This is a genomic window from Propionibacterium ruminifibrarum (genome assembly GCF_900289195.1).
Taxonomy (GTDB): domain Bacteria; phylum Actinomycetota; class Actinomycetes; order Propionibacteriales; family Propionibacteriaceae; genus Propionibacterium; species Propionibacterium ruminifibrarum.
Map to the genome: position 1 here is coordinate 196,431 of NZ_OMOH01000004.1, position 24,166 is coordinate 220,596.

Consider the following 24,166-nt stretch of genomic DNA (forward strand, 5'->3'; position numbering starts at 1 on the left):
CCGAGGACTTCCACTTGGTTCATGGCCGCACGGCATGAGTTCTGCTCTGCGCCGTACTCGCCGCCCTGCCGTCGGGGGCGGGGAAATGCCACGCTAAAGTCAGTGAATGGGCCGTGACACCGGCGTGCGCGGCCACGGACCAGGAGAGGAAACATGACAGACCGCATTGCCAACGCACAGCTGCGCGGCAAGGTGATGAGCGCGGACGAGGCTGCCGCCCTCATCCCGGCCGGGGCCCAGATCGGTTTCGGCGGATTCACCGGATCCGGTTACCCCAAGGAGCTTCCCCAAGCTCTCGCCGCCCGCATCAGGGCTGCGCACGAGGCCGGTGAGGACTTCACCGTCAACGCGTTCACCGGTGCCTCCACCGCTCCAGAGCTCGACGGCGCACTGGCCGACGCCAACGGCATCGGCCTGCGCACCCCGTACCAGTCCGATCCGCACATGCGCGCCAAGATCAACGACGGCACGTCCTACTACATCGACACCCATCTCTCCCATGCCGCCCAGGTGGTGGCGGAGGGCTTCTACGGCAAGCTCGACTTCGCCGTCGTCGAGGCCACCCGCATCACCGAGGAGGGCAACATCATCCCGACGTCCTCGATCGGCAACAACAAGACCTACCTCGACTGCGCCGAGAAAATCATCATCGAGGTCAACTCCTGGCAGTCCCTCGATCTTGAGGGCATGCACGACGTCTGGAACGGCTACCTCACTCCTCCCAACCGCCCGATCATCCCGATCGTCAAGCCCGGAAACCGCATCGGCGACAACTTCCTGACGATCGACCCGAACAAGGTCGTCGCCATCATCGAAACCGACGACCCCGACCGCAACACGCCGTTCAAGCCGATCGACGACGATTCTCGCGCCATCGCCGGCTACCTGCTCGACTTCTACGACAACGAGGTCAAGCACGGCCGCCTGCCGAAGAACCTGCTGCCGCTGCAGTCCGGTGTCGGCAACATCCCGAACGCCGTGCTCGACGGCCTGCTCAACTCCGACCTGGAGAACCTCACCAGCTACACCGAGGTCATCCAGGACGGCATGGTCGACCTCATCGACGCCGGCAAGCTGACCGTCGCCTCGGCCACGGCCTTCTCGCTGAGCCCCGAGTACGCCCACAAGATGAACGACGAGGCGGCCAGGTACCGCAACTCGATCATCCTGCGCTCGCAGGAGATCTCGAACCATCCCGAGGTGATCCGTCGTCTCGGTGTGCTGAGCTGCAACGGCATGATCGAGGCCGACATCTACGGCAACGTGAACTCCACCCACGTCGCTGGCACCCGCATGATGAACGGCATCGGCGGCTCGGGCGACTTCACGCGCAACGCCTACATCTCGGCGTTCGTCTCGCCGTCGGTCGCCAAGGACGGCGCCATCTCGGCGATCACCCCGATGGTCAGCCACGTCGACCACACCGAGCACGACGTCATGGTGATTATCACCGAGCAGGGCCTGGCGGACCTGCGCGGTCTGGCGCCGCGTCAGCGGGCCAAGAAGATCATCGAGAACTGCGCCCATCCCGATTACAAGGCCCAGCTCACCGAGTACTACGAGGCCGCGCTGAAGTCCTCGAAGGCCAAGCACACGCCGCATGACCTGGCGCACAGCTTCGACTTCCACCGCAGCTTCCTCGAGAACGGCACGATGAAGCTGAGCTGACGCTCCTGGACACGCTGAGGGGGTCACCGTGACGGTGGCCCCCTCATGCTGTTCCTGGCTTTGGCCGCCGGGCCACGGCACGGGCACATGGCCCCGTGCCACGCGCCCCTCCCCGGGCCAGGGGTTCGCGCGGCGGCAGACCACCCCTCGATCCATCGGGGTGTGTTCTCGCGCCCGGTTGGGTCCTCTCACCGCTGGCCGCCCACCCCACGGCACCCGGCAGGGCGGGATCAGCCGAGCAGCCGGGCGGCGAGCTGATCGGGGGTGTCGACGACGGCGACGGCCTCTTCGGCCCGCAGTTCGTCCGGGTTCCCGGCGCCCCAGGTGACGCCGATGCCTGGCATCTTGGCGGCTCGGGCCGCCCGCAGGTCCCAGACGGCGTCCCCGACGTAGGCGACCGAGCCGAGGGAGCCGCCCATGCGGGTCAGCCCTGCCAGCAGCGGCTCGGGGTCGGGCTTGTGCCTGGTGGTGTCCTCGACGCCGCAGGCCACCTCGATGAGATCGCCGTAGCCGGACACATCCAGGCCGTGCTCGGCGAGGGAACGCATCTTGGCGGTGACGACGCCGACGCGCAGCCCCGCGTCCCGCAGGCGGCCGACGAGGTCGACCATGCCGGCGTAGGCGGTGACGTACTCGTCGTGGTGGGCGACGTTCCACTCGTGGTAGAGGCGGACGACCTCGTCGGGACGGTCGGGCACGACACTGGCGACGGCCTGGCGAAGGGGCAGGCCGATGAGCGGGGTGACCTCGTCGCGGGACAGCTGCCGGTCGAGGACCTCACGGCCCAGGTACTGCCAGGTGGCGACGATGAGGTCGATCGAGTTGATGAGGGTCCCGTCCAGGTCGAAGAGGACGAGTTCGTAGGGCGCCGCGGTGCTCACGGGACGAGTCTATGGCGCCCTCGTCCGGCCGCGTCCGGCCCGATGATCCGGACGACGACAACCCCGGTCTGCGATGGCTCGCGGCGAGGGAGCCGGCACAGCGCATGCTGGGTGGGGTCAGCCACGAAACCCCGACCGAGGACTTCCAAGGAGTCGGCGCGGCGCACGGGCAGCGGCCCGCCCCGGCACCCCCGGCCCCGTGCCGCCGGCCGGGCCCGGACCGCGAGGGGCCGAGGTCGTTGCCGATGTGCCAGGCGGGGTGGTGGCGGCAGCGGGCAGAGGCAACCCGCTCAATTTGCCACCGCCCTCGTGGCACAGCGGGCCGGGCGCGCGCGGGCAGAGGTCGGCCACGTCGTCGGGGACGCTGATCCCCAGGCAGCGGGCCGGGCCGGCGGGGGCAGAGGGGCAGTAGGCTTGGCGGGGGCCGAGCGACCCGACGCAACCGACGAGGCAGATGAGGTGAGCCCGCAGCATGAGTTCCGACCCGAGCGCCCAGGGCGTGCCGCCGAGTGAGCAGGACCCCGCATCCGGAGCGCGCCGCGTCGGTGAGGCCCGGGCCCCGCTGGACGAGTCCACCCGCCCGAACCGCCGGGCACTGCCCGGCGAGGTGACGCCCGCCACCGGCGGTGGGGCCGAGGCGCAGGTCGCCTCCGCGGCAGACCCGGCCGGCCCCGGGGAATGGCAGGGCATCGGCCAGGCACCGGCACACCGCGTCGAGACGCTTCCTCCCCTGGAGGAGATGCACCATGGCGTGCCCGTGTCCCCCCGCACGGGGGAACCGAGACGCACAGGCCCGCTCGTCGCGTTGCAGTGCTTCCTGTACGCGGCCGCCACCGCCAGCGGACTGGGATACGCCCTGTACTGGTGGCGGGCGATGCACGTGGAGAACTTCGACCGGTCGGCGTGGATCATCGGCCTGCTCGACCCGCGCCCCGGCAGCGCGGGCTCCATCGTGCTCGTCATCGTGCTGGCACTGCTCGTCATCGTCATGGTCGGTGCGCCGTCCGTCGCCGCCTACCAGGCGTGGACGGGTGAGCGCTTCGCACAGAAGCTGGCACTCGTCGCGCTGGGGGTCGCCTTCCTCGGCGCACTGCTCAACCCGCTGGCCTGCGCCGCCGTCCCGCTGGCGGCCGCCGGCGTGGCGTTGTCGCGCACGAGCGGCGTGACGAGCTACTTCGACGCCTGGGAGGCGCTGCGCGCACCGGTGCGCGAGACCGAGACTGCGGGCAGGAACGTCTTCTACGGGCGCCTGCCCCGGTTCCAGTGAGAGGTGGGCCGATCGTGGCGAACAACCAGGTTTGGGGCGCGCTCGGACGCATCGCCCGCGACGTGCTGCGCAGCTCCCTGCGCGAGGCGGAGAAGAAGGCGCGCAGGGACGCGCGAAGAGCCACGAGGCAACCAGCTCGTACCCCTTCTCAGCGCGGCAACGGCGAACAGACCCGTCTGCAGCAGGGTGTCGCTGCCGCGCGCCCCGCGCCGCATCCGACGAAGGACTACCCGGGCGACTACGTCCGCAAACCCGCCCTGACCTACGACCCGCACCCCGACCGGATGGCCGATCCGGGTGAGGTGGTGTGGACCTGGGTGCCATTCGAGGAGAACTACGCGCTGGGCAAGGACCGTCCGGTGCTCATCATCGGCCGTGACGACGACTGGCTGCTGGGGCTCATGCTGAGCAGCCAGGACCACGACGACAGGGCCCAGGTGGAGCAGCGCGAGGGTCGCTGGTGGTGCAACATCGGCTCGGGCGAGTGGGACCAGCAGGGGCGCGAGTCCGAGGTGCGCACCGACCGCATCATCCGGGTCGACCCCGGCAACGTGCGGCGCCTGGCCGGCAGGCTCGACAAGAAGCGGTTCGACCTGGTGGCGTCCGAGGTGGAGAAGCACTGGAACGACTGAGTCGGGCTGCTGCACCAAGCGCGACCAGGCTGCGCCGGACGGGCCGGGTGCGCTACAGTTGTCCCGGCCTCACGGCCACGCGGGCGTAGCTCAATGGTAGAGCGCCAGCTTCCCAAGCTGGACACGCGGGTTCGATTCCCGTCGCCCGCTCCAGTTTTGCAGCAAGCACGTTCCCATCTGATTTGCTGCTCCACGAGCGGTCGCTCAACTCGTCCTCACCTCGGTGGAATCGGCGGCTCGCCTTTTAGGCAGAGAAGATGACCACTTGTCATGGCCGGGGCACCGACCAGCATCAGGGCACAACGCGGTGAGCGAAACCCCGTTGTGCAACCCAATCGGAGCTCTAATAGAGGAAAGACACGAACCGAGACAAACAGGCGCGTCAGGCCGGTTCGAGGTGCAGGCCGCGCCCATGCCAGTGGTCGATGAGCCAGCGGTCGTGGCTGGCGACGACCAGCGTCCCGGTCCACCTGTGGAGCGCTTCCTCCAGTGCCTCCATGGTGTCGAGGTCGAGGTAGTTGGTCGGTTCGTCGATCACGAGGACGGGCGGGCGCCCGGCGAGCGCCATCGCGAGTTGAGCGCGCCGCTGATTGCCCGCCGACAGTTCCGGAACGGGGACTGTCCACATGGACGGGTGGAGGATTCCCCGCCCGAGTTCACCGATCCCCCTGAGCCAGATCTCCTCGGCGAACCCCGGATCGCCCGCTCTCGGCAGGTGTTGGGGAACGAATCCGATGGGCCGGTCGGATGCGATCGTTCCGCTGGCCTGCGCACCGGCAGGCGGCTTCCCAGTGGCGATCCAGCTCAGCAGCGTGGTTTTCCCGGCCCCGTTGGAGCCCGTCACGAGCAGGTGCTCACCACGGGCGAGGTCGAAGCTGGTCGACGCCAGCCGCCGTCTCACCGCCACCCGGCGTGCGGACAGCGCCGACCCAGGGCGGACCGGCACCGGATTCATCGGAAACGAAAGCTCGTAGCCGCGAGGTTTGCGCACCTCCTGACGTGAGAGGTCCTCCAGCCGCCGGTCATCGTTGCGGGTCCGGCGGGTGGCTGTCGCCGCCGCCCGGTCGGCGAAGTACTTCTTGGCCATGCCCTCGGCCCTGGCCAGCCGGACGCCGCCTCGGGCGATCCTGGCGCCGGCCTGCCGATGCTCCCGCAACCCGCGCTTCTCGGCCTGCTGGGCGGCATGCAGTTCCGAATGCCTGGCGCGGGCCCTCCTCTTCTCTTCGAGATAGTCGGAGTAGTTACCCGCGCATCGGTGGAGGCCGGTGAATTCGTCGGCCCCCTCGGCCCTTGCGAGGGCGCGCCACACGTCGATGTCCATGTCGTAGGTGACCGTGGCGGTGTCCTCGATGAAGGCGCGGTCGTGGCTCGCCATCAGCACCGGCCCGTGCCAGTGGTTGACGGTCCGCGCCAGGAAGCCCACCGCGCCGGCGTCGAGGTGGTTGGTCGGTTCGTCCAGGATCAGCGTCTCGGGTCGGACGAGGAGTGTCGCCGCCAGCCGGAGTCGCCCGCGCTGGCCGGGGGACAACGATCCCAGGCTTCTGCCGCGCCCGGGGCCAGTGAGTTCGGACAGGCCGAGCCCCGCGAGCGTCTCGTCCACCCGTGCGTCGAGCGACCACACATCGCGGGCCGTCATCTGGGCGAGCAGCCGGTCATACTCCCGTGCCAGGCGATCGCCGCCGCCTTCGGAGATCCGGGCAGTGATCTCCTCAAACCTCGTGAAGAGCACGCGCAATGGGCGAAGTGACGCGTCGAGGTACTCGCCGACGGAACCGCCAGAGCCTTCGGTGTCCGGGATGAGGCGTGGGCCGGCATCGCCGGCACACGTCACCGTGCCCCGATCCGGCAGTAGGCGGCCGGTGACGATACGGAGCAACGTGGTCTTGCCGCATCCGTTCGGGCCGATCAGGCACGCACGCTCGCCGTCACCGACGCGAAGGCTGACGTGATCCAGCAGCGGGGATGACGAATAGGAGAAAGAAATGTCGTCGAGAATGATGGCAGGCACAGTGATCTCCGGGACGCGGGAACTGGTCAGCGTCTCAGCCGGGCTGAGTGAAGATCACATGAACATCGCTGCGGCATCCTCCTCGGCAGAACCGGCAGCGCCCTTGGGGCGCGCCGCCGCGGCCAAGTGTAGTCGACTCCCCTCCATCCTCACCGGCCCCGGGCGGGAGTCCGCCGAGAGCGTCGGCGGTGTGACGGTGCGGTGGGACCCAGCCGCTCGTGGCGCCGTGGATCGGCGCGCCTGCGCCGCCACCTGGTCGACGGGCTCGGCAGCCCATGGCGGTGTGGGGGCACGTTCTCCCCTTCACGTCTTGGGCGCTGAGACGGCCGTACTCGCCCCGGGACCGGCCGGAACCCGTACCGTGGTGGTCGAAGCGCTGCCATGAGCGGGAAGGCCGCCAACGGTGAGCGGACGGATCACACCAGGGGCCAACCTGCGGGGTCCGGGCCCGTGGAGACAGGAGCAGCAGGGATGAAACGACTGGTCAAAGCCGGAGCGGCGCTGGCCGGACTCGCGGTCGTCGTGCTGGCGGTGGTCATCGCCGTAGCGGTTGCGACGGCCCCCGGACCCGATCCGGCCGTGCTCGTCGAGGGTGAGAGCAGGACGTCGTCGTCGGGCCAGTACACGTCCGAGTTCTTCTCCGAGGACAGCGACGGACAACACCTCGTGTATCCGGTGATCAAGGATGCGGCAGGCGCGGTGGTGTGGAGCGACGACGAACGCTATCTGCAGAGCGCGCACCCGGTCGGGGTCGTCTGGCAGGAGGACGCCGACGTGCTGTGGCTGCTGTCCAGCGACATCGGCAATTCCAGGGTGGTGCAGGTCGACGGGGAGTGGACCAAGGACTGGGACCAGGCCACGCCGCCGCCCGACATCGCGAGGATCGACGAGGGCCGCTGAGCAGTGGTTCCCGTGGGCCCTGCCCTGAGAGCCGCTCCGTTACCCTGCGCGCCCAGGAACCGACAGAATCCTCGGCCGCGGGCGGCCAGCAGCACGGAATCAAACCAGTCACCGTGACCATGCCGTTCCGCGTTTCTTCTCATTGGACGAGAGGACATCCCCATATCTTCATCCCACGGCACTTTGCCCTCCAGCCCCAGACGAGTGATGCGACCAGCACCCAGGGCCACGCAACAATGGAGGCACCATGCGAGAACCTGACAAAGGAAGAACCATCACCCCGAATCACAACAACCAGTTGATCGAGACACGGCGACCCTTGGGTCGTCACCGGCTCGTCGCGAAACAGGCCGTGCGCGAGGTTTCCCACGGCGCCCCAGCCGTCGATTCCAAGGCCTTCAGACGCGATATCGCTGACCTTCTCGGCCAAGACATGGGCCCGGTGAATAACGCAACAGACCTGTGGCAGACCTTCTGATCGCCTCAGCAGCCCTCACCGAGGACCTGCCGCTCGTCACCAGGGATCCCAACGACTTCGCCGGTCTCGAAGGACTTGTCACCATCATCGCCGTCTGAGGATGATGGCGCGGTCAACGGGGCGTCGGGGCACTCGCGACCCCAAGACCTGTTCCCCGCCCCAGGGCGACGGGCACCCCTCACAGTCCGGCGACGAATCCGCCCAGCCGCTCCAGCCCCTCGGCGAGTTCGTCACGGCCGGCCGCATAGGACAACCGCACGTGCGTGTCACCCGTCGCCGGCCCGAAGTCGAGGCCTGGGGTGAGCGCCACGTGCGCCTCCTCGAGGGCGCGCTCGCAGAAGGTCCACGCGTCCAGCCCCGTGGCGCTGACGTCGAAGTAGACGTAGAAGGCGCCGTCCGGCCGGACCGGCACCGGCAGGCCGATCCGTTCGAGCCCGTCCAGGACGATGCCGCGGCGCGCCAGCAGTTCGAGCCTGCGGTCTTCACAGGCCGCGATCGCCTCGGGAGTGAAGCACGCCATCGCCGCTAGCTGCGTTGGCATTGCCGCGCAGAGGAAGAAGTTGACGGCCAGGTTCTCGGCCGGTTCGACGAGTTCCTCGGGCAGCACCAGCCAGCCCAGCCGCCAGCCGGTCATGCCGAAGTACTTGGAGAACGAGGACACGATGAGGGCGTCCGGGTCGGTCTCGAGGGCGGTGCGCGCCGGGGAGCCGTCGTCGGCCGGGTCGGCCAGCGCCAGGTAGATCTCGTCGATGACCCGCCAGGCGCCGCGCTCACGGGCGGCCGCGCAGATCGCGGTGAGTTCGCCGTAGTCGATGGTGGTGCCCGTCGGGTTCGAGGGCGTCGCCAGCTGCACGGCGGCGGTGCGGCCGGTCCATACCGCCTCCATGGTGGCCCGGTCGAGCTGGTAGCGGGTGGCGGGCGTCGTCGGCGCGAGCACGACCCGGCCGCCGAAGGCGTCGACGAGTTCCCGGTTGCACGGGTAGCACGGGTCGGCCATGACGACGTCGTCGCCGTGGTCGGTGGTGAGCGCGGTAGCCAGCAGCAGGCCGGCCGAGGCGCCGGCCGTGATGAGGATGCGCCGGGGATCGAGGTCGAGGCCGTGGCGCTGCCGGTAGAAACCGGCCACCTCCTCGCGCAGCGCGGGCAGTCCAGCCGCCGGGGTGTACGGCAGGGGCCGGCCGTCCATGGCCTCGCGCATCGCCTCGTGTACCCCGGGCGGCGCCCCGAAGGAGGGCTCGCCGAGACTCAGCTTGGCGATACTGGCGCCCCCGGTCTCGAGCTCGCGGGCGCGCGCCCCGATACTCATGGCGTGGAACGGCTGGGCGGACAGGGCCCGCTGCGCGATCTTCGGCGTGGTCATGACGGCTCCCGGTGCTCGTCGTCCACCGCCGGGCGACGGCGGACCGCGGGTTCAGCCTAGGGCAGGCGAGCGGCCGGGGCCTGCCGGGCCCGTCCCTCGGTCCTACCCAGGGTCTCGTCCTGCGAGTCTCGTGAAATGGCTGCTCAGAACCGCGCAGGTCAACGCGCTACTCAGCTCGTCCTGCGAGTCTCGTGAAATGACACACGAAAGACGCAGGACGAAATCGGAGGAACGCCGCCCACCGGTTGTACCTGCGGTGCGGTTTCCGCCCTGTCCGCGAGACGGACGAGGAGTACGTCATGGCGTGCGACCTGCGGCCCGCATGAGCCGGGGCCAGTGGATCAGCCAGCCGCCCGCCGCCCGGGCGTCCTGCCCGGCGCGGATGATGAGGGCGTGGAAGACCGCGAACTCGTCGACGGTGAAGCCCTCGGCCTGCACTCTCGCGTTGAGCGCGGCGCGGGCCCGGCCGTAGTCCGGGTGTTCGCCGAAACCGGCCACGGCGAGCAGCCGACGGGCGTAGCTGTCGAAGACGAACACCGGGCGGCGGTAGGCGTACAGGCTGATCGCGTCGGCGGTCTCGGCCCCGACGCCCCGCACCGCGAGCAGTGAGGAGCGCAGTTCCGCGTCGTCCCAGGCGGCGGCGTCCCCGTCGTGGCGCACGAACCAGTCCGCCAGTTCCTTGAGGCTGCGACTCTTGGCCGTCATGAAGCCGGATGGCCGGATGATCTCGGCCAGGGCCTCCCGGTCGATCCCGCGCATCGCCGCCGCGTCCAGCAGGCCTGCGGCGCGCAGGGCGTCGACGGAGCGTTCCACGTTCGTCCACGCCGTGTTCTGCACGAGCACGGCGCCGGCCATCATCTCAAAACGGGTCTCCGCCGGCCACCAGTCCTCTGAGGCGGTCGTGGCGGACAGCACGTCGAAGAGTGCGCGGAAGGTCGGCACGGCTGGGTCTCGCACACGCCGAGTCTAGGGGTGATGGGTGCCTGACGGGGCACCTCGGGGGCCGTCTCGAAGACGGTGCCGTCGACCGCGGCAGGAGCATCATCGAAACCGTCTCCTCGGGCAGCGGAGGGCGGCTACCCTGAGGCCATGCGCCGAACCCACCCCACCGGCCCTCGTGGCCGCGCCATCGTGCCCGGCATTCTCGCTCTCGTAATGGCCCTCGCCCTCACCACCGGCTGCTCCAGCCTGGCCGGGTCGGACGACACCCAGGAACCGTCCGCCGCCAGCACGCTGCCCACCCTGGCGGCGGTGACCCTGACCGTCGGGGACCACACGACGATCGTCACCCTGTACGACACACCGGCCTCACGCGAGCTGCTCGACAGGATGCCCCTGACATTGCCCGTCAATGACGTCTGGAACCAAGTCAAGTGGCTCGAGATCCCCGATGGGCTGACCACCGAGGGGACCGAGACCACCACGCACGCCGACAACGGTGCCATCACCTACGCCGAGAGCGGCAGCATGCTCATGCTCGCCTACATCCCGACGGACTTCAGCTCAGAGGTCTACCAGATCGGCACCTACGATGTCGCCGATAAGGAGTTCATCAAGAGCATCGAGAGAGGCACCGAGGCGACCCTGTCCCACGGCTGAGGATGCGGGGTGATCTTTAAGTAAGCGCTTGACGGCGTGTCCTGAAACCGGTCCGTTCCTCACGGAGATCATTCGGGGACAACGGGTCGGCTCCCCCACTCGAACCCCGGGCCACCGAGAACTGATTGACAGCTCCGTAGCGCAACCCTAATTTGAGGCACCGGAACGACCGCACCACTGTGGGCAGGGAGGGTGGTGGACATCATTGCCGTGACACAAGACGCTCCCCTGCTGACGATTGAGGGTCTTTCCGCGTGGTACGAGCCGAATCATCCGGTCCTCAAGGACATCAACATCGAGGTTCGCCCCGGAGAGGCCGTCGGGCTACTCGGGGCCAACGGCGCGGGGAAGACCACCCTCTTGCACTCGATCTGCGCCGTGCACCGGAAGATGGATTACCGGTCATTCCTCCTCAACGGGGAACCATCGAGCCCGCGGAGTGAGGCGTTCAAGCATCAGCGCTACCTGAGCCTGACCGAGGACAAATCCTTTCCCACGTGGGATCTGTCCAATTTCATCCGCTTCATCGAACGCGCGTACCGGATGCGGCACGACGCGGCCCGGCTCGAGTCGCTGGTACGGGGATTCCATTTCGAGAGCTACCGGACAACCGTGTTCGCCGAACTGTCGAGCGGTTCGCGGAAGAAGGCCAATCTAATTGCCGCGTTCCACGCCCCAGCACCCCTGCTGCTGCTCGATGAGCCAGTCGACTTCCTGGACTTCACCGCGACCGAATTCCTCTACTCCGCCATCGTGGCCGCTCGGGACGACGGACGGTCCGTCCTCCTCAGCTCGCACATCGCCGAGTCCTTCACCCGATGCACCAGCAGCGTCCACGTGCTGAAGGACGGTATCCTCACCGGCCCGTTCCCGACCCCGCAGGATCCTCATGACGTGGCATCGCTCATCTGACGGCGCGAGCGCCCTCGTCGCACTCGGCGGACAGTTCATCACGGTCCGTTCCATTCTGTGTGGAGCCTCGTTGAGCGCAATCGCGGTGTTCCTCGCCCTGAACATCGGGGTCCGGGTGCGGATGGAAGTCGTCGTGGCATCGCTGTGCGTGGCCCTGCTGGGTTCGGCATCAACGATCGGCAGAACGTGGATCAGCACCCAGAAATGGGCAGTCCTGCTGGCGTTTCCGATCAGGGAGAGCACCCTCATCCGCCAGACCGTCCTGGTCGCCACGGGAGTACTGGGGCTCGACGTCGTCTGCCCGGTCATCCTGTTCGCGGCGCTGTCCGCAGACGATCCCGGCATCTGGGAGATCTGCTGTGCCGCACTCTTCGGGTTCGGGGCAGCCGTGCTCTCAGTGATCGCGCTGTCCGCCACGAACATTCGCGCCCGGCTGGGCTCGCTGGGCGCCCTGCTCGTCGCCGCTCCCCTCGGCATCGCCCATGTCGGCATCGGAGCCGCATTCGCCGTCGCGGCGGCAGCCGTGAGCCTCGCCACGATCCGCGAGCTGGGCACCGCGCCCCAAACCAGGCGGCGCGCGGCAGCGGGCTCGGGTCTCCTGCTGGGGGAGTTGCGATCCAGCACCATGGCGCTTGCGAACACCATCGGCCTGGTCGTGATGAGCGCGGTCTTCACCGTCACGATGGCAGGTCAGGGCTTCGTCTCGCCCTTGGGCATGGCCATCGTCACCGCCAACACCCCTCTCAACTCGTACTTCTCGAGATACCCGAGCACCTACGCGGTGGTCATGGCCGCCCCCAGATCGGACGTGGTCTTCGCCCGGTATTACCTGGGTGTCTGCCTCTTCTACGCGATGAGCGGGGCACCGGCCGGCGTCGTACTCGCCCGCGGCGGAGCCGGGGCCCTCGTCGCCGTCTCGGAGCTCGCCGCCTGCGCCACTGCGGCTGCGCTCGCCGCATGGGCGATGGAGAGATTCCGCCCCGTCACCACGTGGAAGTCCGAACGCGAGGTGCTGCGCCACCCCCGGAAGTACCTCCCACCAGCAGCCGGGCTGGCAGCGGCGACGCTCGTAATGCTCGCAACCTCACCGGCCTGAACCTGGCCCATCGGCCGCGGCCCCGTCCTCCGACACGAGGCAGTCGGGCAAGCTGCTTCTTTCACCAAGGCAGGCCAGTCAGCCGATTGTGATGCCGACAAGTCCATCTGGTCGCGTGAATCTCACGCACCCACACCGCCTGCCAAATCATTGGGTACGCAGGCGCCTACCCGGACGTTCTTCTCTTCTCGAGAACCACCTTCTGGTTCCTCAGTTTCGATGAGGTGGCATCGTAACTGTCATCCAGCCACTGGCAGATCTCCTCGAAGGGAACAGTGCCGTCCAGCACGATCGAAACCCAGTTCCATGCAACGCTCGGGTAGCCACGGAGGTAGCCGGGCTGCTGCACCAGTGAGTCGGCCAGCGGTGGGTCATCGATCTTCAGACTCACGATCTGCGCATCACCATCACCGTCCAGACCTAACTGGCTGCGGGACTTGACGATGAAGACGGCGAACCACTTGCCGTTGTCCGAGTGCCGCAAGACGGCATAGTCCTCATGCTTGAATGGCAGCTGCTCCGGCTCCACCCCGTACTTCTTCCTCGCGTAGGCCTCCAGCCGCTCACGCAGCATCTCATTGTTCATGGCGCACCTCCCGTACATCGGCATGAGAACACACATGCACTGCGCGGCTGCCGGTCCTTCCGCCACGCCCGTCACGGCGCCTGCTTTGAATGCACAACCCTGACGCATCGGCAAGGCCCCAGGTCACCGGGCACGTGGCGGCAGCACCCGTGACGATCCTCCCGGTCTCCCCCAGTGTGCCCCTGCCGCACGGCACCTCCCACCGGCCGGCACGGACGCTCGGGCATGGCGCCCCGGCCAGGGCTGTGAGAGTGCCACGCCTCGAACCAGTACGAACGTTTCCTTCCCCACCCTCGGGCCCGACGTCTACCGTTGGGTCATGCGAACGTCCACGCGTCATCCCTCGAAACTGTCCATCGTCGGCGCCGGTGCGGTCGGCACCTCCCTCGCCTACGCCGCGCTCATCCGTGACTCGGCCCAGGTCATCTCCCTTTACGACATCGCCACGAAGAAGGTCGACGCCGAGGTCAAGGATCTCGCGCACGGCACCCAGTTCACGAACTCCGTCGTCATGGGCGGGGACGACATCTCCGTGGTCAAGGACTCGTCCATCGTCATCATCACCGCAGGCGCCAAGCAGAAACCGGGCCAGACCAGGCTCGATCTGGCCGCGACGAACGCGAAGATCCTCGCCTCGATGATGCCCCAGCTCGTGGAGCAGGCCCCCGACGCGCTCTACGTGCTCGTCACGAACCCCTGCGACGTGCTCACCGTCGTCGCGCAGAAGGTCTCCGGCCTGCCGACGGCGCAGGTGCTGTCCACCGGCACGCTGCTCGACACCTCGCGTCTGCGCTATCTCATCGCCCGGAAGGCCCAGGTGGCCCAGCCGAACGTGCACTCGATGATCGTCGGCGAGCACGGCGACTCGGAGTTCCCGCTGTGGTCGAGCGCCACGATCTCGTCGGTGCCGATCCGCGACTGGACGGTGGCGGGCGAGCGCGTCTTCACCCAGCCGGTGCTCGACGGCCTGGCGCACGAGGCGGCATTCGCCGCGTACGAGGTCATCGAGGGCAAGGGCGCGACGAACTACGCCATCGGTCTCGCCGGGGCCCGGCTCGTCGAGGCGCTGCTGTCGCCCACCCGCAGCGTGCTGCCGGTCTCGAGCGTCCTGGACGGCTACTACGACATCTCCGGCGTCGCGCTCAGCCTGCCCACCCTGGTGAGCGAGCACGGCGTCGACCGCGTCGTCGAGGCACCGATGAGCGCGGACGAGGTGAGCCTGCTGCACGCCTCAGCCGAGCGCATCCGCGAGACGGTGGCCTCGGTCGGATTCTGACTCCTCGCCCCTGCCCCACGCCCTGCGTTCTTCGTGCGTCACCCCACGAAGAACGCAGGGCGTTACGCATAGCCTGGATGCATGACCGACGAAGAACTCATCCTCGAGTGCTGGAACGCCCAGCTCGACGCCATGGACGCCGCCGACACAGCGGCGCTGGGCGCCTGTTTCACCCCTGACGCGCACCTGGTGCACATGACCGGCCGCGTCCAGCCCCTCGACTCCTGGCTGGCCGGTATCCGCGCCGGTCAGTTCGTCTATCACCGCATCGACCGCCGATCGGTCACGGTGACCGACGTGACCGGCACCACCGCCCACCTCGTCGGCCACGTCACGACCGGCATCACCGACGACGGTTCCGGCCAGGCCTGGCCGCTGCGGATGGCCCAGACCTACGTGCGCAGCGGCGACAGCTGGCTGTGCAGCGAGTCACGGGTCACCTTCGACCGCTGACCGGCCGATGGTCCCGCGGCGTGCTCACGGGCGCGCCGCAGGCCCATGCCGTCGCAGACCCGCGCCGCCCCTGGCCGGCCCGGCCCTCAGAAACCAGGGCCGCGGACAGCTCCGAGGCACTGCCCAGGGCGGGCCGGACCACGAGCACGATCGCACCCCGCACCCGTCCCGGAGCCAACAAACGGCAGGTCGGCCCGCCGCCCCGGTTCATCGGCGACCATGGTGCCCCTGGCCGGCGACGCCGCCGTGCCCGACACGAAAGGAGGGTCAATGCAGATCACACCCTATGGAAGCGTCCTGGCCGACGTCACCGGCGGACGGGTCGTCGGTGTCGTCGACAACGACGGCATGAAGATCTTCCGGGGCATCCCGTACGCGGCAGCCCCGTACGGCGCCAACCGCTTCAAGGCGCCCCAGCCGGTCGAGCCGTGGGACGGCGAACGCGACGCGACGACCTTCGGCCCCAGCACCTACCAGATCGAGCCGCTGTTCCGCGGCCACGGCTTCAACTACCGCGCCATCATGAGCCCGGGGTGGCGTCCCGGCGACGAGACGCTCAACCTCAACATCTGGACCCCCGGCGAGGCGGGCGACAACCTTCCCGTGCTCGTCTACATCCATGGCGGCGCCTTCCTCACCGGCAACGGCGGCCTGCCCGCCTACGACGGCCACCACCTGGCCGAGCGCGGGGCCGTCTACGTCTCGATCCACTACCGCACCGGCACCGAGGGCTTCGGGGCCTTCGAGGGGGCGGCCACCAACCGCGGCCTGCGCGACCAGATCGCGGCCCTGGCCTGGGTACAGGAGAACATCGCCCGCTTCGGCGGCGACCCCGGCCGCGTCATGGTGCACGGCGAGTCGGCGGGCGGCATGAGCATCGCCCTGCTGCTGGCCAGCCCGGCCGCCGACGGGCTCTTCCACCGCGCGGTCGTCCAGTCCGGCTCGGCCCCGATGGCCGAGGGCCCCGAGCAGGCGGCGGACCGGGCGCGCCGGATCGCCGCGGCCCTGGGCACCGAGCCGACGGCCGGCGCGATCGCCGCCGTCGACCAGAAGACACTGCTCGACACCGCGCTGGCGGCCCTGGCCGAGCACCACACCGACCGGTGGGACATGCTCGCGCTCGGCCCGTGGGTGGACGGCGAGATCGTCCCCGAGCACCTCGACACGGCGATGCTGTCCCGGCCCGCGCGCCGGACGGTCTGGGGCACCAACCGCGACGAGGGCAATCTGTTCCTCATCACGCCCGACATGATGGCCACCGCCACCGAGGAGACCCTGGCCGGTTACCTGCTGGCGTCCCACGGCGCGGTCGAGCCGCTGCGCACGATGCTGCTGGAACGCACCCGCATCCACGAGCCCGGCATGGCGCTGGCCCAGCACCTGTCCTGGACGACCTTCACCGGCCCGACGATGACGGCCGTCGACCAGCTGGCCCGGGACGGGCGCCCCACCTGGCTGTACCGCTTCGACTACGCCTCACGCGCCGACGACGGCCGCGCCCAGGCATGCCACATGAGCGAGTTCCCGTTCGTCTGGGACAACCTCGACAGCCCCGCGCACCGGCAGATGACCGGCCCCAACCCGCCCCAGCGGCTAGCCACGGAGATGGCCGACGCCTGGGTGCGCTTCGCCGCCACCGGCGACCCGGGCTGGCCGGCCTTCACCGACCCGCAGCGGATCGCCCACGTCTTCGACACCACCAGCAGTGACGTGCCCGGCCTCGACCAAGAGCTCTGGCGGGCCTGGACCGGCAAGGACTGACCGCACCGGACCGCGCCCGCCCACTCCCCGGACCGGCAACCCAGGACAAGAGTCTGGCAACAGGCGGCAATGCGGGGCATGACAATGCTCGTTGCCTACAGAGTATGAAGAACCATTCCGCCGGGCTGCTTCGGCGGGACAACAGCGTCCCGCCCGGTGAGGCCGCCGGCGCGTGAGCGTACGACCTCGACGAGGAGAATCCACCGAGCATGAGAACACTCGACCAGATCGCCGGCTTCACCCAGACCCCGACCGGCCTGCGCGCGGAGATCGCCGGTGGCTTCACGCTGCACCTCGACATCCTCGAGAACACCCTGGCACGCGTACGCGTCCTGCCGGCCGACGCCCCCGCCGTCACCGGCACCTGGCTGATCACCCCGGGCCGACCCGTCGACGAGGACACCGGCCTGGACCCCGAGCACCTGCTGACCCCGGCCGAGGACGTGCCATGGTCGGGCCGGAACCGTTCGGATCTGAGCGGCTTCACCTGCCCGGCGGTCACCGTCGAGGAGGTCGACCTGGAGGCCGACGGCCCGGCCGTCACGGGCATGGGCCGCAACGCCACCGACGAGATGGCGATCTTCGACCGCCCGCGCCCCGGCCAGCACCGCATCATCGTCGCCAGCGGCGACCTGCGGGCCGTCGTCCAGGACATCCCGTTGCGCATCTGCTGGCAGGTGCGCGTCGACGACGGGTGGACGACCATCACCGAGGACCGGCGCACCGGCGGCTACGAGATCAACCCGCGGACCGGGCGGGTCGCGCACTACATCATGCGCGAACCCGAGGACCGCTACTACGGGCTCGGCGAGAAGGGCGGCGACCTGGAGCGCACCGGGTCCAGCTACGACATGCGCTGCCTGGACGCGATGGGCTACGACGCCGTCGAGACCGACCCGCTGTACAAGCACGTGCCGTTCATCATGACCCGCCGCGCCGGGGCCGGGGCCGCCGGCATCCTCTACGACAACCAGACGGCCGCCGTGCTCGACATGGGACGGGTCAAGGACAACTACCACCGCCCCTTCATCAGCTGGACGGCCGAGGGCGGTGACATCGACTACTACGTCATGGTCGGGCGGCGGCTCGCCGACCTGACCAGGGCCGTCGTGCGCCTGACCGGCGACAACGCCTTCCTGCCGCGCTGGGCGCTGGGCTACTCCGGCTCGACGATGCACTACACCGACGCCCCGGACGCCGCCGGGAAGCTGCTGGAGTTCCTCGACCTGCTGGGCGAGCACCGGATCCCCTGCGACTCCTTCCAGATGTCCAGCGGCTACACGAGCATCGGCCCGAAGCGCTACGTCTTCAACTGGAACCGGGACAAGTTCCCCGACCCGCGGGCCACCGCGCAGGCGTACGCCGACAAGGGGCTCCACCTGGCGGCCAACATCAAACCGGCCCTGCTCGTCGACCATCCGCTGTTCGACGAGGCCGCGGCCCGGGGTGTCTTCGTCACCGATGCCGAGACCGGCGAACCCGAGCTGAGCCTGTTCTGGGGCGACCGCGGCGCGCACGTCGACTTCACCTCGCCGGCCGGGCGGGACTGGTGGAAGGAGAACGTCCGCACCAAGCTGCTCGAGATGGGCATCGGCTCCACCTGGAACGACAACAACGAGTACGAGGTCTGGGACGACCGCGCGGTGTGCGAGGGTTTCGGCTCGAAGGCGCCGCTGGCTCTCATCCGCCCCGTCCAGTCCCTGCTCATGATGCGCGCCTCCGCCGAGGCCCAGCGCGAGTTCGCGCCGACCGAGCGCCCCTACCTCATCTCGCGTTCGGGCATGCTCGGCATGCAGCGCTACGTCCAGACGTGGAGCGGCGACAACTACACCAGCTGGAAGACCCTGAAGTACAACACCCGCATGGGCACCGGCATGTCGATGAGCGGCGTGTTCAACGTCGGCCACGACGTCGGCGGGTTCTCCGGCGCCGCCCGACCCTCGCCGGAGCTGTTCGTCCGGTGGGTGCAGAACGGCGTCATGCACCCGCGTTTCACGATCCACTCCTGGCACGACGACGGCTCGGTCAACGAGCCGTGGATGTACCCGGAGGTCACCGACCTGATCCGGGACGCCATCGAGCTGCGCTACCGCCTCATGCCGTACCTGTACACGGCCCTCTACCTGGGATCGCAGCGCCGCGAACCGATCATCGCCCCGACCTTCTACGCGGACGAGTCCGACGAGTCCCTGTTCGTCGAGAACGACGACTTCCTGCTGGGCCGTGACCTGCTCGTGGCCAGTGTCGTCGAGGAGGGCGCCACGACCCGCACCGTGCGGCTGCCCGGCGTGCCGGGCGGCTGGTTCGAGTTCGACACCGGCGTCCACCACGACGGCGGGCAGACGGTCACCGTCGACGCGCCGCTGGAGCGGCTGCCGCTGTTCGTGCGCGCCGGCGCGGGCATCCCGCTGGCCGAGCTTCCCGATGACGCCGACATCGTCACGACGACCTCGCTGGAGGCCACCGGTCGGCGGGTCGTCCTCTACCTGCCCGAGCGCGTCACCGACGCCCAGGGCTTCCTGTTCGAGGACGACGGCGTCAGCGACGCCTACCTGGACGGCGACGGGCTGTGGCTGCGCTGGAGCGTCGACGCCGACGAGACGCAGGTGCGCGTCCACACCGAGCGCGCTGGCCGGTTCGCCCCGGCCTGGGGGCAGGTCGAGTTCGTGCTGCGGCCCGGCGACGACCGAGAGATCGTCGTCGACTGACGCACCGGGGCTTCGGCCCCGTGAATGATGGCGGACACGCGGCGCCTCGGCCCCGCCAGGGTCATCTGCCGGCCCGGAAGACAGCGGACACCGTGGGCGGGCGGCGCCGGCACGGCTAGGCTTTGAGGCGTGAGTGAGCCCGGATCGGTCAATGCGCTGCGCGTCGGCGACGCGGATCGCGGTGCCGTCGTCGAGATGCTGACCAGGGCACACGCCGAGGGACGCCTCGACCTGGCGGAGCACTCCGACCGCTCCGACCGGGCCCTGACGGCCAGGACGGTGGGCGACCTGCTCGCCCTGGTCGAGGACCTCACACCGGCACGCATCCCCCAGGCCGCACTGCCCGCGCCCAGGGGCTCGGGGGCGGTCCGCGCGACGTTGGGCAGCACCCGCCGCGCGGGGGCCTGGATGGTGCCCGAGACACTGCACGTCTCGGTCCTCATGGGCGACGCCAAGATCGACATGACCGAGGCCGTCTTCACCCACCCCGTCGTGGAACTCGATGTGAGCATCATCATGGGCGACGTGAAGTTGTACGTGCCGGCGGGGCTCACCGTCATCGACGAGTGCACCCACATCATGAGCGACTTCAAGATCAAGGGGATGCTTCAGCCGGCTCAAGGCGCCCCCACGATCATCGTCAAGGGTTCGAGCATCATGGGCGACGTGAAGGTGCGGGTGCGCCCCTCTTAGATCAGAGCGCTGAGACTCCCACACGAACCCGCGAACCGCTGGAACACTCCCAGGTGAGATGGCGATGACATCAGCGATGCCCGCGGATGGACGGTTGCCGCCCGCCACCGTCTCGATATTCCCCGCCGCCCCGGCGAAACCATTGAAATGTTCAATGCATGGCACCAGAGATGGCGCTCGCCGAGGGCTGGCTTCCTTCGACGGGAAGAGGACCAGTGGTTGCCGTTGACCCGACTCAGGAGAGTGTGACGGGCATGAGGCGCATCGAGAAGCCATTTCGATGTAGGATGATGTCGACGTGGGGCCAGTGCGAGAGCCGGTGTCCCGCCACCGCCCCGCGTGAGCGCTCGCACCCTTGTCAGAGCCATGTTCGTGTTGACAAGACCATAGGGACGCCCTACGATTCCGGCAAGAGCGAGGGAGCGCTCGCAACACGAGGTATCGCCGCTTGTCAGCCCCCACAAAATCTGACAGACGTTTCCCCACCTGAATAGGTGGGGCTCCATTGAGGCGTTCCGGACGCCCCAGTTAAATTGCTCGATGGTTTCGTTTCCCCACCTGAATAGGTGGGGCTCCATTGAGGCGCGTTGATCCCCGCGATGGCATTCTCATAGTCGCCTGTTTCCCCACCTGAATAGGTGGGGCTCCATTGAGGCCTTGACAGTGTGCACGCCCGAATGTCATTCACCGAAGTTTCCCCACCTGAATAGGTGGGGCTCCATTGAGGCCCTATGACATGGCCGTATGGGAGTGATGACGATGAGTTTCCCCACCTGAATAGGTGGGGCTCCATTGAGGCATCAGCTTGAGCAGCATGCTCTTTAACTGAGTGCCGTTTCCCCACCTGAATAGGTGGGGCTCCATTGAGGCTCGTGGACTGCATTGAGGGTTGCTGCCACCACGCCAGGTTTCCCCACCTGAATAGGTGGGGCTCCATTGAGGCACGGTGCGAGGCATGGTGGTCACGCAAGACAAGAAAAGTTTCCCCACCTGAATAGGTGGGGCTCCATTGAGGCTTCTGAAACTCGTTGACGTTGCACATGAGCACATGGTTTCCCCACCTGAATAGGTGGGGCTCCATTGAGGCTGTTGGACTTGCCGAACATCTTGATCTGGTGTGCCGTTTCCCCACCTGAATAGGTGGGGCTCCATTGAGGCCAGTGGGCGACGTTGACGGCGACGGCGTTGCCGGCCTGTTTCCCCACCTGAATAGGTGGGGCTCCATTGAGGCACCGCCATGAGGAAACTGCCCTCGCCCTGTGCGAGGGGTTTCCCCACCTGAATAGGTGGGGCTCCATTGAGGCTTGCGACTCAAGTCCTCAACGTCTCTGCCACGGCCCAGTTTCCCCACCTGAATAGGTGGGGCTCCATTGAGGCTTGCCGTAGTGGTCTGCGAGGCCACGCAGGGCCTCGTTTCCCCACCTGAATAGGTGGGGCTCCATTGAGGCAGGGTTTCGCCGGCGGTGATGATGTAGACCTCGGGGTGTTTCCCCACCTGAATAGGTGGGGCTCCATTGAGGCAGGACGATGTGTACGACACGGCCGTTGTCGAGCAGTGTTTCCCCACCTGAATAGGTGGGGCTCCATTGAGGCTCTCATGTACTCCGGTACCTCACCGGAGTGCTGTGCCCGTTTCCCCACCTGAATAGGTGGGGCTCCATTGAGGCGGTCATCATAGCTAAGGGATATGAAACTGAACTCGTGTTTCCCCACCTGAATAGGTGGGGCTCCATTGAGGCCGCTCGACCTGGTGGACGAACAGACCCGCGAGCGGGCGTTTCCCCACCTGAATAGGTGGGGCTCCATTGAGGCGCCGAGCTGGACAAGGAGATGCTCGCCCAGTACGAGTTTCCCCACCTGAATAGGTGGGGCTCCATTGAGGCGTGAGGAACCCCGATCTCGTCACCCAGTGACCCTTCGTTTCCCCACCTGAATAGGTGGGGCTCCATTGAGGCGCGGCAATGGTGGTGACGGGTTCGGCGTGGGCCGGGTTTCCCCACCTGAATAGGTGGGGCTCCATTGAGGCGGCGCCAGCCGGTACGAGGTCGCCCCCCAGCTCGGCGTTTCCCCACCTGAATAGGTGGGGCTCCATTGAGGCGAGATGGAGGCGATCAACCCGGCGATCTCGGCGGCCGTTTCCCCACCTGAATAGGTGGGGCTCCATTGAGGCGCCAGGGCTCGTGACACTGACGACTTACCGACACCGAGTTTCCCCATCTGAATAGGTGGGGCTCCATTGAGGCTGGTCTCGCTGGGTTTCGGGCATGGCGGCCAGGATCGGTTTCCCCACCTGAATAGGTGGGGCTCCATTGAGGCGATTCTTTGATCGTCTCCAGGGCGATTCAGACCCCAGATCGTGAAGAACCTGAAACCGGTCTACGGGGCTGCCGATGCCACCGATGCCGGGCAGGCGTGTGAGGAGTTCACCGCCAAGTGGGGCAGACCTGCCTCGCGATCGTCCGGCTCTGGCGCGGCGCCTGGGGTCAGCAGAGCCCTGTTCCTGGACCACCGAACCTCGGGGAGCCGTAAGGTTCTCTGCCCTCTCGAACCCGAATCGAAAGCCTCAATGCCAGGTTCGGTCGCGCGGTGAGAGCGAGGAGCCACTCACCAGAACGAACTGGCCGCATTGAAACCTTGTCCCTGGCCGCCAGATCGCCCGCACCGTACCGCCCGGCCCCGGGGCGAGCACTCGCGCCAGGACTCGGAGGCCAAGGATGAAGAAGAGGGGCCGCGGAACGATCGTTCCGCGGCCCCTCTTCTGGTTCGAGTCAGCCCTGGTGGGCCTTGCGGGCCGACCAGGCCGAGGCGACCATGTCGTCGAGGCTGTTGCGCATCTTCCAGTCGATGTCGCGGGCCGCGAGCTCGCCGCGGGCGACGATGCGGGCCGGGTCGCCGGGACGCCGGGGCGCGATCTCGGGGGTGAAGTCGATGCCGGTGACGCGGGCGATGGCCGCCATGATCTCACGCACCGACGAACCATTGCCCGAGCCCAGGTTGTAGGAGGGCTCCAGGGGGCGGCCGGCCATCATGGCCTCGGCCGCCGCCACGTGCGAGCGGGCCAGGTCGGCGACGTGGATGTAGTCGCGCACGCAGGTGCCGTCGGGCGTCGGGTAGTCGTCGCCGTTGATGCGCGGCGTCCGGCCCTCGAGGAGCATGTCGAAGACGATCGGGAACAGGTTGTGCGGGCTGGCGTCGTACAGCTCGTCCGTGCCGGAGCCGACCACGTTGAAGTAGCGCAGGTTCACCGACTGCCAGGCCTCGTCGACGGCGGCCATGTCCCTGTTGAGCCATTCGCCGATGAGTTTGGTCTCGCCGTAGGGCGACTCGGGGTGCAGCGGGGTGTCCTCGGTGACCGGGTCGGTCTCGGGCGTGCCGTAGACCGAGGCGGACGAGCTGAACACGTAGCGGTGGACGCCGGCCTCGCGCATGGCCCGCAGCAGCGAGACGGTGCCGGTGACGTTCTGCGTGTAGGTGTGCAGCGGGCGTGAGACGGACACGCCCGCGTACTTGAAGCCGGCCAGGTGGACGACGCCCTGGCAGGAGTGCTCGGTGAGCGCGCGGCGCACGAGAGCTGTGTCGAGGATGCTGCCCTGTACGAAGGGCACCTCGCGGGGTACGAAGTCGGCGAAACCGCTCGACAGGTCGTCGATGACGACCGGCTCGATACCTGCCTGCTGGAAGGCCCGCACGATGTGCGAGCCGATGTACCCTGCCCCGCCAGTGACCAACCAGCTCATGAATCCTCCTTGCGCGCCTGTCGGACGGGCCGACGCTTCGCCCTCGGCCGAGCCTACCGAGTGTCTGCCCTCCGCCGGCAGTGACGCACCCATGTGCTTCTCACTGACCAATCCATCCCCGGCATGTCCGCGACATGTGAATTCACTCGCG

The 24,166-nt window shown here is 68.2% G+C and carries 19 protein-coding genes, 1 tRNA gene and 1 CRISPR repeat array; of the genes, 14 read left to right on the top strand and 6 right to left on the bottom strand.

Annotation, left to right across the window (positions count from 1 at the left end; all coding sequences use genetic code 11):
- The first annotated feature begins 153 nt into the window (after positions 1 to 153).
- Positions 154 to 1,668 carry an acetyl-CoA hydrolase/transferase family protein gene (locus PROPJV5_RS06190; protein ID WP_119715467.1) on the top strand — a complete coding sequence of 505 codons (1,515 nt, stop codon included), beginning with the start codon at positions 154 to 156 and terminating at the stop codon, positions 1,666 to 1,668.
- Positions 1,669 to 1,898: 230 nt separating this feature from the next.
- On the opposite strand, the gene PROPJV5_RS06195 is transcribed toward PROPJV5_RS06190, so the two are convergent.
- Positions 1,899 to 2,549 carry an HAD family hydrolase gene (locus tag PROPJV5_RS06195; RefSeq protein WP_119715468.1) on the bottom strand — a complete coding sequence of 217 codons (651 nt, stop codon included), beginning with the start codon at positions 2,547 to 2,549 and terminating at the stop codon, positions 1,899 to 1,901.
- A 472-nt stretch (positions 2,550 to 3,021) separates the two neighbouring features.
- Between PROPJV5_RS06195 and PROPJV5_RS06200 the strand changes: the two genes are divergently transcribed.
- The 3 genes from PROPJV5_RS06200 (at position 3,022) to PROPJV5_RS06210 (ending at position 4,601) form a co-directional block, all read left to right on the top strand.
- Entirely contained in the window at positions 3,022 to 3,816 is a 795-nt protein-coding gene (locus PROPJV5_RS06200; protein ID WP_119715469.1) for a hypothetical protein, read from the top strand.
- Positions 3,817 to 3,830: 14 nt separating this feature from the next.
- On the top strand, positions 3,831 to 4,448 hold the full coding sequence (locus PROPJV5_RS12875; RefSeq protein ID WP_239018413.1) for a type II toxin-antitoxin system PemK/MazF family toxin: 618 nt from the start codon (positions 3,831 to 3,833) through the stop codon (positions 4,446 to 4,448).
- A 79-nt stretch (positions 4,449 to 4,527) separates the two neighbouring features.
- A tRNA-Gly gene (locus PROPJV5_RS06210) sits at positions 4,528 to 4,601 on the top strand.
- Between the two features lie 229 nt (positions 4,602 to 4,830).
- Here PROPJV5_RS06210 and PROPJV5_RS06215 read toward each other — a convergent pair.
- Positions 4,831 to 6,456 (bottom strand): ABC-F family ATP-binding cassette domain-containing protein, encoded by a 1,626-nt coding sequence (locus PROPJV5_RS06215; RefSeq protein ID WP_119715470.1) that lies wholly within the window; start codon positions 6,454 to 6,456, stop codon positions 4,831 to 4,833.
- 471 nt (positions 6,457 to 6,927) lie between these two features.
- Here PROPJV5_RS06215 and PROPJV5_RS06220 point away from each other — a divergent pair, with 471 nt between their 5' ends.
- Together PROPJV5_RS06220 and PROPJV5_RS12385 are read left to right on the top strand one after the other, a co-directional pair.
- Positions 6,928 to 7,356 (top strand): hypothetical protein, encoded by a 429-nt coding sequence (locus PROPJV5_RS06220; protein ID WP_119715471.1) that lies wholly within the window; start codon positions 6,928 to 6,930, stop codon positions 7,354 to 7,356.
- A 247-nt stretch (positions 7,357 to 7,603) separates the two neighbouring features.
- A complete protein-coding gene (locus PROPJV5_RS12385) occupies positions 7,604 to 7,834 on the top strand; it encodes a hypothetical protein (protein ID WP_147385370.1) in 231 nt (76 codons plus the stop codon).
- Positions 7,835 to 8,012: 178 nt separating this feature from the next.
- Here PROPJV5_RS12385 and PROPJV5_RS06225 read toward each other — a convergent pair whose 3' ends face one another.
- Both PROPJV5_RS06225 and PROPJV5_RS06230 read right to left on the bottom strand, forming a co-directional pair.
- Positions 8,013 to 9,194: an aminotransferase class I/II-fold pyridoxal phosphate-dependent enzyme gene (locus tag PROPJV5_RS06225; RefSeq protein ID WP_119715472.1), complete on the bottom strand. Its 1,182-nt coding sequence runs from the start codon at positions 9,192 to 9,194 to the stop codon at positions 8,013 to 8,015.
- Positions 9,195 to 9,491: 297 nt separating this feature from the next.
- Entirely contained in the window at positions 9,492 to 10,151 is a 660-nt protein-coding gene (locus PROPJV5_RS06230) for an endonuclease III domain-containing protein (RefSeq protein WP_220474360.1), read from the bottom strand.
- A gap of 132 nt (positions 10,152 to 10,283) precedes the next feature.
- On the opposite strand from PROPJV5_RS06230, the gene PROPJV5_RS06235 reads away from it, so the two are divergent.
- The 3 genes from PROPJV5_RS06235 to PROPJV5_RS06245 all read left to right on the top strand — a co-directional run bounded on the left by PROPJV5_RS06235 (position 10,284) and on the right by PROPJV5_RS06245 (position 12,801).
- The gene (locus PROPJV5_RS06235) at positions 10,284 to 10,793 is read left to right on the top strand and encodes a cyclophilin-like fold protein (protein WP_119715473.1); all 510 of its coding nucleotides are present in this window, start codon (positions 10,284 to 10,286) and stop codon (positions 10,791 to 10,793) included.
- Positions 10,794 to 11,003: 210 nt separating this feature from the next.
- Positions 11,004 to 11,705 carry an ATP-binding cassette domain-containing protein gene (locus PROPJV5_RS06240; protein WP_220474361.1) on the top strand — a complete coding sequence of 234 codons (702 nt, stop codon included), beginning with the start codon at positions 11,004 to 11,006 and terminating at the stop codon, positions 11,703 to 11,705.
- 70 nt (positions 11,706 to 11,775) lie between these two features.
- A complete protein-coding gene (locus PROPJV5_RS06245) occupies positions 11,776 to 12,801 on the top strand; it encodes a hypothetical protein (protein ID WP_147385372.1) in 1,026 nt (341 codons plus the stop codon).
- Between the two features lie 166 nt (positions 12,802 to 12,967).
- On the opposite strand, the gene PROPJV5_RS06250 is transcribed toward PROPJV5_RS06245, so the two are convergent.
- Positions 12,968 to 13,387 (bottom strand): MmcQ/YjbR family DNA-binding protein, encoded by a 420-nt coding sequence (locus PROPJV5_RS06250; protein ID WP_182858600.1) that lies wholly within the window; start codon positions 13,385 to 13,387, stop codon positions 12,968 to 12,970.
- Positions 13,388 to 13,706: 319 nt separating this feature from the next.
- Between PROPJV5_RS06250 and PROPJV5_RS06255 the strand changes: the two genes are divergently transcribed.
- From PROPJV5_RS06255 to PROPJV5_RS06275, 5 genes are all read left to right on the top strand, one after another.
- A complete protein-coding gene (locus PROPJV5_RS06255) occupies positions 13,707 to 14,663 on the top strand; it encodes an L-lactate dehydrogenase (RefSeq protein ID WP_119715476.1) in 957 nt (318 codons plus the stop codon).
- Between the two features lie 81 nt (positions 14,664 to 14,744).
- A complete protein-coding gene (locus PROPJV5_RS06260; RefSeq protein ID WP_119715477.1) occupies positions 14,745 to 15,116 on the top strand; it encodes a nuclear transport factor 2 family protein in 372 nt (123 codons plus the stop codon).
- Positions 15,117 to 15,386: 270 nt separating this feature from the next.
- On the top strand, positions 15,387 to 16,877 hold the full coding sequence (locus PROPJV5_RS06265; protein WP_182858601.1) for a carboxylesterase/lipase family protein: 1,491 nt from the start codon (positions 15,387 to 15,389) through the stop codon (positions 16,875 to 16,877).
- Between the two features lie 209 nt (positions 16,878 to 17,086).
- Positions 17,087 to 19,585 carry a glycoside hydrolase family 31 protein gene (locus PROPJV5_RS06270; protein WP_119715479.1) on the top strand — a complete coding sequence of 833 codons (2,499 nt, stop codon included), beginning with the start codon at positions 17,087 to 17,089 and terminating at the stop codon, positions 19,583 to 19,585.
- A gap of 129 nt (positions 19,586 to 19,714) precedes the next feature.
- Positions 19,715 to 20,278 (top strand): DUF1707 SHOCT-like domain-containing protein, encoded by a 564-nt coding sequence (locus PROPJV5_RS06275; RefSeq protein WP_119715480.1) that lies wholly within the window; start codon positions 19,715 to 19,717, stop codon positions 20,276 to 20,278.
- Positions 20,279 to 20,754: 476 nt separating this feature from the next.
- Positions 20,755 to 22,594: a CRISPR direct-repeat array (repeat unit 36 nt; unit sequence GTTTCCCCACCTGAATAGGTGGGGCTCCATTGAGGC).
- Between the two features lie 452 nt (positions 22,595 to 23,046).
- Here PROPJV5_RS06275 and galE read toward each other — a convergent pair.
- Complete coding sequence (galE, locus tag PROPJV5_RS06280) at positions 23,047 to 24,015, bottom strand: UDP-glucose 4-epimerase GalE (protein ID WP_119715481.1); 969 nt, start codon at positions 24,013 to 24,015, stop codon at positions 23,047 to 23,049.
- Between the last annotated feature and the right edge of the window lie 151 nt (positions 24,016 to 24,166).

Bases quoted from the DNA above. Each gene is read 5' to 3' on its own strand.
- PROPJV5_RS06255 (WP_119715476.1), top strand. From the start codon at position 13,707: ATGCGAACGTCCACGCGTCATCCCTCGAAACTGTCCATCGTCGGCGCC.
- PROPJV5_RS06235 (WP_119715473.1), top strand. From the start codon at position 10,284: ATGCGCCGAACCCACCCCACCGGCCCTCGTGGCCGCGCCATCGTGCCC.
- PROPJV5_RS12385 (WP_147385370.1), top strand. From the start codon at position 7,604: ATGCGAGAACCTGACAAAGGAAGAACCATCACCCCGAATCACAACAAC.
- PROPJV5_RS06265 (WP_182858601.1), top strand. From the start codon at position 15,387: ATGCAGATCACACCCTATGGAAGCGTCCTGGCCGACGTCACCGGCGGA.
- galE (WP_119715481.1), bottom strand. From the start codon at position 24,015: ATGAGCTGGTTGGTCACTGGCGGGGCAGGGTACATCGGCTCGCACATC.
- PROPJV5_RS06220 (WP_119715471.1), top strand. From the start codon at position 6,928: ATGAAACGACTGGTCAAAGCCGGAGCGGCGCTGGCCGGACTCGCGGTC.
- PROPJV5_RS06225 (WP_119715472.1), bottom strand. From the start codon at position 9,194: ATGACCACGCCGAAGATCGCGCAGCGGGCCCTGTCCGCCCAGCCGTTC.
- PROPJV5_RS06260 (WP_119715477.1), top strand. From the start codon at position 14,745: ATGACCGACGAAGAACTCATCCTCGAGTGCTGGAACGCCCAGCTCGAC.
- PROPJV5_RS06270 (WP_119715479.1), top strand. From the start codon at position 17,087: ATGAGAACACTCGACCAGATCGCCGGCTTCACCCAGACCCCGACCGGC.
- PROPJV5_RS06190 (WP_119715467.1), top strand. From the start codon at position 154: ATGACAGACCGCATTGCCAACGCACAGCTGCGCGGCAAGGTGATGAGC.
- PROPJV5_RS06200 (WP_119715469.1), top strand. From the start codon at position 3,022: ATGAGTTCCGACCCGAGCGCCCAGGGCGTGCCGCCGAGTGAGCAGGAC.
- PROPJV5_RS06250 (WP_182858600.1), bottom strand. From the start codon at position 13,387: ATGAACAATGAGATGCTGCGTGAGCGGCTGGAGGCCTACGCGAGGAAG.